The following is a 12,758-nucleotide window of genomic DNA, read 5'->3' as shown; positions in this document are numbered from 1 at the left end:
GACGAAGCTTTTTTCAGTTTCAAAGGTTCTTTAATGACTTTATAGCAAAGAGCACGAGAGACTGGAGTCTATTTCGGTTAATTCATAGGGAAGTCGTATTCTGGGAAAACTCAGCCCCAAACTTGCCCCAAAACTATCCGTATTTATCAGAAGAAAAAATAAAAAAAGCCCTTCAAATTGGGCTTTCTGTTCATTTGAAACCTGATAAATCAAGTTATAGAAGGCGGTAGACGGATTTGAACCGACGATCAAGCTTTTGCAGAGCCGTGCCTTACCACTTGGCTATACCGCCTTAACGTTTCTTATTATACCTTGAAAATGATTTTCAGTCAATAGCTTTTTCAGTTTTTTGTACTATAGTGTGATTCGAATGTGATGCTAAGTTTTCTATGGGAAAAAGATTACCAAAAATCTACTGAATCCCCTTGAAAAATCTAGCTAAATAGGGTATAATATAAGTAATCATTTGTCGTAGGTTTTGTCTGAAATATTGTCCAGACAAGACTCACAGCAGTTAAATCTTCTGAAAAAGTCAGATTTAGCTGCTCTTTTTGTGCTTTTTTTCAGGATTTCGAGCATTTGTAACAAAGACTTAAAGATTCTGAAAATTTATCAAGAGGACAAGGTGATAGAGGTTTTACAACCCAATGACGATAATCAATAGCCTGATTGACAAGGCTTGGAACTTATTTACAAAGGAGAATCATCTTGGCAGGACATGACGTTCAATACGGGAAACATCGTACCCGTCGTAGTTTTTCAAGAATCAAAGAAGTTCTTGACTTACCAAATTTGATTGAAATTCAAACTGATTCATTCAAAGCTTTCCTAGACCACGGCCTTAAGGAAGTGTTTGAAGATGTATTGCCAATTTCAAACTTCACAGACACAATGGAGTTGGAATTTGTTGGATATGAAATCAAGGAACCAAAATACACGCTAGAAGAAGCTCGTATCCACGATGCTAGCTACTCAGCACCAATTTTTGTAACCTTCCGCTTGATCAATAAAGAAACAGGCGAAATTAAGACCCAAGAAGTTTTCTTTGGTGATTTCCCAATCATGACAGAAATGGGTACTTTCATCATCAATGGTGGTGAACGTATTATTGTATCTCAGTTGGTCCGCTCACCAGGTGTTTACTTTAACGATAAAGTTGATAAAAACGGTAAAGTGGGCTATGGATCAACTGTTATCCCTAACCGTGGAGCTTGGTTGGAACTTGAAAGCGACTCAAAAGACATCGCCTACACTCGTATCGACCGTACTCGTAAGATTCCATTTACGACCTTGGTTCGTGCCCTTGGTTTCTCAGGTGATGATGAAATCTTTGATATCTTTGGTGATAGCGAATTGGTTCGCAACACTGTTGAAAAAGATATCCACAAGAATCCAATGGACTCTCGTACAGACGAAGCCTTGAAAGAAATTTACGAACGCCTTCGTCCAGGTGAGCCTAAGACTGCTGAAAGCTCACGTAGCTTGCTTGTGGCTCGTTTCTTTGATCCACGTCGCTATGACCTAGCAGCAGTTGGTCGTTACAAAATCAATAAAAAGCTCAATGTTAAAACACGCTTGCTTAACCAAACTATTGCTGAGCCATTGGTAGACCCTGAAACCGGAGAAATCTTGGTAGAAGCTGGTACAATCATGACTCGTAGTGTGATTGAAAGTATTGAAAGCTATTTGGATGGTGATTTGAACAAGATTGTTTACATTCCAAATGATGCAGCTGTTGTGACTGAGCCAGTTGTTCTTCAAAAATTCAAGGTTGTTGCACCAACTGATCCAGACCGTGTCGTAACTATTATTGGTAATGCCAATCCAGATGACAAGGTTCGTATCGTCACTCCTGCAGATATCCTTGCTGAGATGAGCTACTTCCTCAACTTGGCTGAAGGACTTGGCCGTGTAGATGATATCGACCACCTTGGGAACCGTCGTATCCGTGCGGTTGGTGAATTGCTTGCTAACCAAGTACGCCTTGGACTTTCTCGTATGGAACGTAATGTCCGTGAACGTATGTCTGTTCAGGATAATGAAGTCTTGACACCACAACAAATTATCAATATCCGTCCTGTAACAGCTGCGGTTAAAGAATTCTTTGGTTCATCACAGTTGTCACAGTTCATGGACCAACACAACCCGCTTTCTGAGTTGTCTCACAAACGCCGTTTGTCGGCCTTAGGACCTGGTGGTTTGACACGTGACCGTGCTGGGTATGAAGTACGTGACGTGCACTACACTCACTACGGTCGTATGTGTCCAATCGAGACACCTGAAGGACCTAACATCGGTTTGATCAATAACTTGTCATCTTACGGACACTTGAACAAATATGGTTTTGTTCAAACACCATACCGTAAAGTTGACCGTGAAACAGGCGTTGTTACGAACGAAATCGTTTGGTTGACAGCCGATGAAGAAGATGAATATACTGTAGCACAGGCTAATTCTCGTCTGAATGAAGATGGAACATTTGCTGAGAAAGTTGTCATGGGACGTCACCAAGGGGTTAACCAAGAGTATCCAGCTAATGTTGTTGACTATATGGACGTATCACCAAAACAGGTAGTTGCCGTTGCGACGGCATGTATTCCTTTCTTGGAAAACGATGACTCCAACCGTGCCCTCATGGGAGCCAACATGCAACGTCAGGCTGTGCCATTGATCAATCCTCAAGCACCTTACGTTGGTACTGGTATGGAATACCAAGCAGCTCATGACTCTGGAGCGGCTGTGATTGCTCAGTATGATGGTAAAGTTACTTACGCAGATGCTGACAAGGTAGAAGTTCGTCGTGAAGATGGTTCATTGGACGTTTACCACATTCAAAAATTCCGTCGTTCAAACTCAGGTACTGCCTACAACCAACGTACGCTTGTTAAAGTTGGTGATGCCGTTGAAAAAGGTGATTTCATCGCTGACGGACCTTCTATGGAAAATGGAGAAATGGCGCTTGGACAAAACCCAATCGTTGCCTACATGACTTGGGAAGGTTACAACTTCGAGGATGCCGTTATCATGAGCGAACGCTTGGTTAAAGACGATGTCTACACGTCTGTCCACCTTGAAGAATACGAATCAGAAACACGCGATACAAAGCTTGGGCCTGAAGAAATTACTCGTGAAATTCCAAACGTTGGTGAAGATGCCCTTAAAGACCTTGACGAAATGGGGATTATCCGTATCGGTGCTGAGGTTAAAGAAGGTGATATCCTTGTAGGTAAAGTAACACCTAAGGGTGAGAAAGACCTTTCCGCTGAAGAACGTCTCCTGCACGCTATCTTCGGAGATAAATCTCGTGAAGTGCGTGATACTTCTCTTCGTGTACCACACGGTGCCGATGGTGTCGTTCGTGATGTTAAGATCTTTACACGTGCAAATGGAGATGAGTTGCAATCAGGTGTTAATATGCTGGTTCGCGTCTACATCGCTCAAAAACGTAAGATCAAGGTCGGAGATAAGATGGCCGGACGTCACGGAAACAAAGGGGTTGTCTCTCGTATCGTTCCTGTAGAAGACATGCCTTACCTTCCAGATGGAACTCCAGTCGATATCATGTTGAACCCACTTGGGGTGCCATCACGTATGAATATCGGTCAGGTTATGGAGCTTCACCTTGGTATGGCTGCTCGTACTCTTGGTATTCACATCGCAACACCAGTCTTTGACGGAGCAAGTTCTGAAGACCTTTGGTCAACTGTTAAAGAAGCAGGTATGGATAGCGATGCCAAAACGATCCTTTACGATGGACGTACAGGTGAACCATTTGATAACCGTGTTTCTGTCGGAGTCATGTACATGATCAAACTCCACCACATGGTTGACGATAAATTGCACGCGCGTTCAGTCGGACCATACTCAACCGTTACTCAACAACCACTCGGAGGTAAAGCTCAGTTTGGTGGCCAACGTTTTGGTGAGATGGAGGTTTGGGCTCTTGAAGCCTACGGTGCATCAAATGTCCTACAAGAAATCTTGACTTACAAGTCTGACGATATCAACGGACGTTTGAAAGCTTATGAAGCTATTACAAAAGGAAAACCAATTCCAAAACCAGGTGTTCCAGAATCCTTCCGAGTTCTTGTGAAAGAATTGCAATCTCTTGGTCTTGACATGCGTGTCCTAGACGAAGATGACCAAGAAGTGGAACTTCGTGACTTGGATGAAGGAATGGACGAAGATGTCATCCACGTAGATGACCTTGAAAAAGCCCGCGAAAAAGCAGCCCAAGAGGCTAAAGCAGCCTTTGAAGCTGAAGAAGCTGAGAAAGCAACAAAAGCGGAAGCAACAGAAGAAGCTGCTGAACAAGAATAAGTAGCTCACTTAGAATAGAAAGGGAAGAAATAGTGGTTGATGTAAATCGTTTTAAAAGTATGCAAATCACCCTAGCTTCTCCAAGCAAAGTCCGTTCATGGTCTTATGGAGAAGTCAAAAAACCTGAAACAATCAATTACCGTACCTTGAAACCAGAACGTGAAGGTCTCTTTGATGAAGTTATCTTTGGACCTACAAAAGACTGGGAATGTGCTTGTGGTAAGTACAAACGCATTCGTTACAGAGGGATTGTTTGTGACCGCTGTGGGGTTGAAGTAACGCGTACAAAAGTTCGTCGTGAGCGTATGGGGCACATCGAATTGAAAGCTCCTGTATCTCACATCTGGTACTTCAAGGGGATTCCAAGCCGTATGGGCTTGACCCTTGATATGAGCCCTCGTGCCCTCGAGGAAGTTATCTACTTTGCGGCTTATGTGGTGATTGATCCCAAGGATACACCACTTGAGCACAAGTCTATCATGACAGAGCGCGAATACCGTGAGCGCTTGCGTGAGTATGGTTACGGATCATTCGTTGCCAAAATGGGTGCCGAAGCCATCCAAGACCTGTTGAAACAAGTAGATCTTGAAAAAGAAATTGCTGAACTCAAAGAAGAATTGAAAACAGCTACTGGACAAAAACGTGTCAAAGCCATCCGTCGTTTGGATGTTTTGGATGCCTTTTACAAGTCTGGAAACAAACCTGAATGGATGATTCTCAACATTCTTCCGGTTATTCCACCAGATCTTCGTCCAATGTTGCAGTTGGATGGTGGCCGTTTTGCCTCATCTGACTTGAATGACCTTTACCGCCGTGTTATCAACCGTAACAACCGTTTGGCTCGTTTGCTTGAGTTGAATGCGCCTGGTATCATCGTTCAAAATGAGAAGCGTATGCTTCAAGAAGCGGTTGACGCTTTGATTGACAATGGTCGTCGTGGTCGTCCAATCACAGGACCAGGTAGCCGTCCTCTTAAATCATTGAGCCACATGCTTAAAGGTAAACAAGGACGCTTCCGTCAAAACTTGCTCGGTAAACGTGTTGACTTCTCAGGACGTTCCGTTATCGCCGTTGGTCCAACTCTTAAGATGTACCAATGTGGTGTGCCACGTGAAATGGCGATCGAGCTCTTTAAACCATTCGTCATGCGTGAAATCGTTGCCCGTGATATCGTGCAAAACGTCAAAGCAGCTAAACGCTTGGTGGAACGCGGAGATGAGCGTATCTGGGATATTCTTGAAGAAGTGATTAAAGAACACCCAGTGCTTTTGAACCGCGCACCTACCCTTCACCGTTTGGGAATCCAAGCCTTCGAGCCAGTCTTGATTGATGGTAAGGCCCTTCGCTTGCACCCGCTTGTCTGTGAAGCCTACAATGCCGACTTTGACGGGGACCAAATGGCCATCCACGTACCGCTTTCAGAAGAAGCCCAAGCAGAAGCTCGTATCCTCATGCTAGCTGCTGAGCATATCTTGAACCCGAAAGATGGTAAACCAGTTGTTACTCCATCTCAGGACATGGTTTTGGGTAACTACTACTTGACCATGGAAGAAGCTGGTCGTGAAGGTGAAGGAATGGTCTTCAAAGACCGTGACGAAGCGGTTATGGCTTACCGTAATGGTTATGTTCACCTTCACTCACGTGTTGGTATCGCAACAGACAGCCTCAACAAGCCTTGGACAGAAGAGCAAAAACACAAGGTCTTGCTTACCACAGTTGGTAAAATCCTCTTCAACGACATCATGCCAGAGGGGCTACCATACTTGCAAGAACCAAACAATGCCAACTTGACAGAAGGCGTTCCTGCTAAATACTTCTTGCCACTTGGTGGAGATATCAAGGAAGCTATCAGCAATCTTGAACTTAACCCTCCATTCAAGAAGAAAAACCTTGGAAATATCATCGCTGAAATCTTCAAACGTTTCCGTACGACAGAAACTTCTGCCCTACTTGACCGCATGAAGAACCTCGGTTACCACCATTCAACTCTTGCAGGATTGACAGTGGGTATTGCCGATATCCCAGTTGTTGATGACAAGGCTGAAATCATTGAAGAATCACACAAACGTGTAGAACAAATCACAAAACAATTCCGTCGTGGTATGATTACAGACGACGAGCGTTACAATGCTGTTACAGCTGAATGGCGTGCTGCCCGTGAAAAACTTGAGAAACGTTTGATTGCCAACCAAGATCCTAAGAACCCAATCGTTATGATGATGGACTCTGGAGCCCGTGGTAACATCTCAAACTTCTCACAGCTTGCCGGTATGCGTGGTCTGATGGCGGCTCCGAACGGACGTATCATGGAATTGCCAATCCTTTCAAACTTCCGCGAAGGTTTGTCGGTATTGGAAATGTTCTTCTCAACTCACGGTGCGCGTAAAGGTATGACCGATACGGCCCTTAAGACAGCCGACTCAGGTTACTTGACTCGTCGTTTGGTTGACGTTGCCCAAGACGTTATCATCCGTGAGGACGACTGTGGAACTGACCGTGGTCTCTTGATCCGTTCTATCGCAGAAGGAAAAGAGATGATCGAGTCTCTTGAAGAACGTCTTATCGGTCGTTACACTAAGAAAACTGTTAAACACCCAGAAACTGGTGCAGTGATTATCGGTCCAAATGAGTTGATTACAGAAGACAAGGCGCGTGAAATTGTGAATGCTGGTGTGGAAGAAGTGACTATCCGCTCTGTATTTACATGTAACACTCGTCACGGTGTCTGCCGTCATTGTTACGGTATTAACTTGGCGACTGGTGATGCAGTTGAAGTTGGTGAAGCAGTTGGTACAATCGCTGCCCAATCTATCGGGGAACCTGGTACACAGCTTACAATGCGTACCTTCCACACGGGTGGGGTTGCCTCAAATACCGATATCACTCAGGGTCTTCCTCGTGTCCAAGAAATCTTTGAAGCCCGCAATCCTAAAGGGGAAGCGGTTATCACAGAGGTTAAAGGACAAGTTACAGCTATCGAAGAAGATGCCTCAACTCGTACTAAGAAAGTCTTTGTTAAGGGTGAAACTGGCGAAGGGGAATATGTGGTACCATTTACAGCTCGTATGCGTGTAGAAGTTGGGGACCAAGTAGCGCGTGGTGCTGCTCTTACAGAAGGTTCTATCCAACCAAAACGTCTCCTTGCAGTTCGTGATGTCTTGTCAGTTGAAACTTATCTTCTTGGTGAAGTACAAAAAGTTTACCGTAGCCAAGGGGTAGAAATCGGTGACAAACACATCGAGGTAATGGTTCGTCAAATGATCCGTAAAGTTCGTGTCATGGATCCAGGTGACACAGATCTTCTCATGGGTACCCTCATGGATATCAATGACTTTACAGATGCCAACAAAGATGTCCTTATCGCAGGTGGAGTTCCAGCGACAGGTCGCCCAGTCCTTATGGGAATTACCAAAGCCTCACTTGAAACAAATAGTTTCTTGTCAGCGGCTTCCTTCCAGGAAACAACTCGTGTCCTTACTGACGCAGCTATCCGTGGTAAGAAAGACCATCTCCTTGGACTTAAGGAAAATGTTATCATCGGTAAGATCATCCCAGCAGGTACTGGTATGGCTCGTTACCGTAACCTTGAACCACATGCTGTCAACGAAGAAGAATACCTTAATCCTCCAGTAGAGGAAGAAGGAAATGAAGAAACAACAGAAGTAGTTGTGGATACTGCCGTTGAAACTGTGGAAGAAACAGTAGAATAAAAGAGAATGAGAGAGCCTTCGGGCTCTCTTTCTCTTTTCTGAAAACTTTCTCCATTTTTCCATGAAATATGATAAAATAATACTCAATGAAAATCAAAGAGCAAACTAGGAAACTAGCCGCAGGTTGCTCAAAGCACTGCTTTGAGATTGCAGATAGAGTTGACGTGGTTTAAAGAGATTTTCGAAGAGTATAAAAGAAAGAAGCTGACAAAGGAGACGAGTATGGAACAAACATTTTTTATCATTAAACCAGATGGTGTGAAAAGAGGGCTAGTTGGTGAAGTGTTGAAACGCATCGAACAACGTGGATTTATAATTGAAAAATTGGAGTTGCGTTCACAGGTTTCAGAAGGGTTGATTGACCAGCACTATCAGGACTTGGTTGGTCAAAGTTTTTACCCACCGATTCGTGAATTTATGACTTCAGGACCGGTTCTTGTGGGTATCATCTCTGGTCCCAAAGTAATCGAAACTTGGCGGACCATGATGGGTGCGACTCGTCCAGAAGAAGCTTTACCAGGGACTATTCGAGGTGATTTTGCAAAAGCTGCTAGTGAAAACCAAGCTATTCAAAATGTTGTACATGGTTCAGATTCAGAAGAGTCAGCTAAGCGAGAAATTGCTCTTTGGTTTTAAGAGTGGATTGGTTCGATCAATTGGTTAAAAGCTCATTTGAATAGAAAGTATAGTCAATTAGTTTAAGACATGACGCATGATATCAAACTTTTTAGTTTTTGATATGGTGCGTTTTTTGATTAAGTGACTATTAGTTCGTCTCGCTCCATTAGGTGCGATACAAAAAAACACCCGCTATGCGGGTGCGCGTCGAAGGTTATACCCAAAAAACTCCAAACGCGATACAATAAAGGTGTTTAAGCCAATTGTAAAGCGAAAGGAGAAAAATATGGCACAAAGGCTCTTTTGTCCTGTTCTTGTTTCAATTGACTATATTTCTATACTTTTTCTTCCTTTCTCTGTGAAAATCGCAAGTTTTTCCCACTTTTTCTCAATACTGAAACAACATCTTTCAAGAACTTCGATAATTTCTTTTTGTGTTAAATCATTATTTAACTAAATCTTTGGAGGCAATACATTTTCAAAGCTACTTTTTTACCATAGGTTTTGAGCCTTTAACACATATTACTAAGCCAAAAATGCTCTAAATTTTTGAAATTCTAACAAATCCCATTCAACTTCATCATCATCTTTGACTTTCACAATATCTTCCTCAAAATAACATGAAATAAAGATAGTTTTCTTTTGAAACGGTTGTAGGAGGAAAATCTCTCCTACACTATTATTGATTCATGATAATATTTCAGTAACTCATCGTGCAATTAAAAACAAGGGTTTTTATTTCAGACGATCCATCGTGAACACTTCATCAGCCATCTCCCAAATTGCCGGATTATGTGTTGCGATAATGATTAGCCTATTATCATCTCGAAGAGATAGCAAAATCTCCATAATCAACTGAGAGGTTGCTGGGTCTATTGAAGCTGTTGGCTCATCTGCCAGAATAAGGGGTGGATTCTTTAAGATAACTTTTGCCAAGGCAACACGTTGCGATTCTCCGCCCGATAACTCAAAGATGCGCTTATCTAGGTCAAGATAAGCCAGGCCGACCTGTTCTAAGGCCTGCTTCTGCCTCAACCGCTGTTCCGACCGACTCAACTTTTGACCAATGAGACCTAGCTTAAGGTTTTCTTCAATACTTTGGTTTTCAATTAAGCCAAAGTTCTGGAAGAGGTAGCCCAATTCGTGACGGAAAAAATCACTCGATTTATAATTGGCCAAGTCTTTACCTCGGTAAAAAATCGTCCCATCATAAGATTCTAATTTTCCAATCATGTTCATCAAGGTTGTTTTTCCGCTACCACTTGAACCAATTAAGGCATAGACTTTTCCAGCCTCAAATGTCATTGAAAGATTCGAAAATAACTCTCGTTCTCCAAAAGATTTACTCACCTGTTTAAGTTCAATCATATTAACCTCCCTTCAAAACAAGCATGGACATCTTGTTTTCTTTCTGCATTTGGACATGTAACTGTAAAAGAGATAGACCAGTAAAGAGTAACAAGACTAAGAAAGCAACTAGTATCTCTACCTGAAGAAATACACTCGCAACAAATCCCAGTAAAAACACACCCAGTTGAGCAAAGAGATAAGTGCGATGGATTTCTAAGAACCTGAGACCTGCAATGCGTTTGATAAAAATGGCACGTCTAAATTCTTCAAAGTAGAGCCTATTCATAGTGTTAAACAACAAGATTGAAGTTGCAATCCCAAGCACAGCTCCTGCTAGCATTACCCAACGTTCCCTCTGGATATTATCCAATAATGTGATGTAGTTGTGGTAACCTGTTTGCATTTCTGAGACCCAATTTTCAATGCCTTGTCTCTGGATAAGCTCCTGGGCATCAGACAATTGATTAAAGAGAATGTAGTTCTGTACTGCGTCTATCCAAAACAAAATGGACTGTGGACCAGTTGATTGGGGTGTTATAACAATGATGATTGGATCTTTCAAAAACTGCTGGTAAGAAATAGGGGTCATATTATACACAAAACGATCCTGACCTGATTCCAAATAACCTACCGTAGCAGTCATTTGCTGTCGTTCATCTTGACTAGACATGCGACTGGTTAAGTCGTCTTCAAAAACAGATTTATAATGTTCTTCCTCTGAACGGAGGTGTTCAGGCAGCAATAAGACAAACTCCCCTACATCAAGGTGATTCATCTTTTGCTCAATAGTTGTATCTACAGGAATGTTTTGACGCTCCAAGTATTGCGGTGTGACGATAAGGACATTGCCATTCGGGCTGTAATCGTACCATTCTGTAGAGGTTATAAAGTTTTTGGAGGATGCCATGCCATTTTGCAAAGTACGGTCAATTAACTGGTGTCTAGATAAGAAAGCCTTTTGTTCTGAAACAGCCAGATCCATCAATTGATACCAAGTTCTGAGTTTCCTTTGAGCTTGTTCATCAAAACCAGGACTCGTTCCTTCACGGCTGATTGATAGGGTAATCAGTTGCCTTTCCTGGATCCAAGCCTCTTGTCCAATCCGATGCTGTTGCCAGGCTTGGGAATACTTTAAGCTACTCCCTATTCCCAGCGTTACAATAATAATCGCTAATAGTTGACCTATTAAAATCAAACTAATGATTCCTCTGACAGGCACTTGCCCTTTTATAATCTGCATCAGGTGTATCTTTTTTATCCCAACTGCGAAGAGTTGAGCGAAAAACAGGGAGATCGACAACAAGATGAGATTATAACTGAGCAAGCCTTCTCCTATGATCATTAGGGATTGCGTTGGAAGCGACAGAATTTTTTGCATAAGAATGGCGAGCACGCCAGCTAAACTGAAACCAACAGCTATCCCTTTCAAATCCTCACCAACTGGTCTAAGGAAAATGGACCACCGTTTCTCTCCTGAAATGAGGCGAATGCCCGACGACCGTAATTGGCTAATTTGACTAATTAAAGTCAGTGCTCCAAAGGTTAAGATGAAAATCAATAAACTGATTAACTGAAATCCGTTACTAAAGATAGCCATTAACGTAGATAGTTTAGATGGAATTGTCAGGTGCATGTTAGTCAAGCCAAGTTGACTTAGCTCTTCCCTTAGCAAGTGAATATCTAGGTGTCCATCGAATACAAAATAGTTTGTTTCAACACTACTACTTTGAGCATCTTCTAGATTTTTTTCCTGTAGCCCATCAGGCAACTTTCCGTTCCCAAAGGTCGTATAAGAAAACACTGGAGTACCTTCTGAGTTAGGATCTTGGTGTTGAATCGCAATAAAGCTATCCGTTTCTTCTGCTAGTTTTTCCAAGCGTGTAGCAACATGCTGAAAAGTTGTTTCAGGGGAAGAATCACGTACAACAACGTTGGGGTAATAATAGGAGACATATGTATCAGTCCAAATGGTAAATACCCAAACAAAGAACAAACTAGCAAGCAGGTTGGATATTAGTATAAATAATTTTTTCATAGTGCATTCCTTATTCTAAAACGGAGGGCAGAAATACCCCTGACCTCTATAAACTAACAAGCTTACTAAACTATTGATAAAAGAATCTTCTTCAATTATTCTTTACCATCCCGCATCAAATTTTTAACATATTATTCCTCCTCTGAATGAAATATTATGAAAATGAGCGAAATGCAACTACATATTTTAATTAGAAATCTCAGTCTGAATTATAGTATCCTATTTTTTCCTCCTTTCTAACTGCACGTTCCTTTCTACAGGCAGAGACCTAATTTTATAAACTAATCTTAAATACTTTAGATTTTGTAACTCATAATTTTCAACAGTTGGTTAGCTATGAAAGCATTTTATCAAACATCTCCATTCTTATATCTATCTGGTATTGTTACAAGCTCTCATCAGAATACCTTTCTCTAAATAGTTGAATTTTAAAGTAATACGAAATCAATCAGCCTTCCCAACATCAGGACCATTGTACTTTTTTTGTGATTGGACTCGAATCTCTAATTGTTTATTCTTCTGAATAAACTGTTGGTAAGGAATTGTATTACTAAACGTAAAAACACCTAGTAATGCTAATATAGATAATTTTTGAATTCCACGATTTTTCTTCATTCGTGAAACCCTTTTCTTTTTTATTATCCTTATTTTAACAGATATATTTTATTTAGCCAAGCATTTTTATGTAATTTTTAACTTTTTTTTATTTATTACCATAAAGAATT

At 41.7% G+C, this 12,758-nt stretch carries 6 protein-coding genes and 1 tRNA gene; 3 read left to right on the top strand and 4 right to left on the bottom strand.

Features of this window, described 5'->3' with window-relative positions:
• Positions 1–221: 221 nt before the first annotated feature.
• A tRNA-Cys gene (locus tag OC530_RS07785) sits at positions 222–292 on the bottom strand.
• A gap of 416 nt (positions 293–708) precedes the next feature.
• Here OC530_RS07785 and rpoB point away from each other — a divergent pair.
• The 3 genes from rpoB (at position 709) to ndk (ending at position 8,666) form a co-directional block, all read left to right on the top strand.
• Positions 709–4,320: a DNA-directed RNA polymerase subunit beta gene (gene rpoB / locus OC530_RS07780; RefSeq protein WP_262081038.1), complete on the top strand. Its 3,612-nt coding sequence runs from the start codon at positions 709–711 to the stop codon at positions 4,318–4,320.
• 32 nt (positions 4,321–4,352) lie between these two features.
• Positions 4,353–8,030: a DNA-directed RNA polymerase subunit beta' gene (rpoC, locus tag OC530_RS07775; protein WP_262081037.1), complete on the top strand. Its 3,678-nt coding sequence runs from the start codon at positions 4,353–4,355 to the stop codon at positions 8,028–8,030.
• Positions 8,031–8,252: 222 nt separating this feature from the next.
• Positions 8,253–8,666: a nucleoside-diphosphate kinase gene (gene ndk / locus OC530_RS07770; protein ID WP_262081036.1), complete on the top strand. Its 414-nt coding sequence runs from the start codon at positions 8,253–8,255 to the stop codon at positions 8,664–8,666.
• 717 nt (positions 8,667–9,383) lie between these two features.
• On the opposite strand, the gene OC530_RS07765 is transcribed toward ndk, so the two are convergent.
• The 3 genes from OC530_RS07765 to OC530_RS07755 form a co-directional block, all read right to left on the bottom strand.
• The gene (locus OC530_RS07765) at positions 9,384–10,016 is read right to left on the bottom strand and encodes an ABC transporter ATP-binding protein (protein WP_000571434.1); all 633 of its coding nucleotides are present in this window, start codon (positions 10,014–10,016) and stop codon (positions 9,384–9,386) included.
• A gap of 1 nt (position 10,017) precedes the next feature.
• Positions 10,018–12,033, bottom strand: a complete 2,016-nt coding sequence (locus OC530_RS07760; RefSeq protein WP_262081035.1) for a DUF1430 domain-containing protein — start codon at positions 12,031–12,033, stop codon at positions 10,018–10,020.
• Between the two features lie 444 nt (positions 12,034–12,477).
• A complete protein-coding gene (locus OC530_RS07755) occupies positions 12,478–12,648 on the bottom strand; it encodes a PhrA family quorum-sensing system peptide (RefSeq protein WP_261061836.1) in 171 nt (56 codons plus the stop codon).
• Between the last annotated feature and the right edge of the window lie 110 nt (positions 12,649–12,758).

The sequence above is a fragment of the Streptococcus sp. Marseille-Q5619 genome, from assembly GCF_946901205.1.
Classification (GTDB): domain Bacteria; phylum Bacillota; class Bacilli; order Lactobacillales; family Streptococcaceae; genus Streptococcus.
Note: the sequence above shows the minus strand (reverse complement) of the source record. Positions and strands in the feature narration are given on the sequence as shown.

Excerpts from the sequence above, each read along its gene's own strand:
- OC530_RS07765 (WP_000571434.1), bottom strand. The coding sequence starts at position 10,016 with ATGATTGAACTTAAACAGGTGAGTAAATCTTTTGGAGAACGAGAGTTA.
- ndk (WP_262081036.1), top strand. The coding sequence starts at position 8,253 with ATGGAACAAACATTTTTTATCATTAAACCAGATGGTGTGAAAAGAGGG.
- OC530_RS07755 (WP_261061836.1), bottom strand. The coding sequence starts at position 12,648 with ATGAAGAAAAATCGTGGAATTCAAAAATTATCTATATTAGCATTACTA.
- OC530_RS07760 (WP_262081035.1), bottom strand. The coding sequence starts at position 12,033 with ATGAAAAAATTATTTATACTAATATCCAACCTGCTTGCTAGTTTGTTC.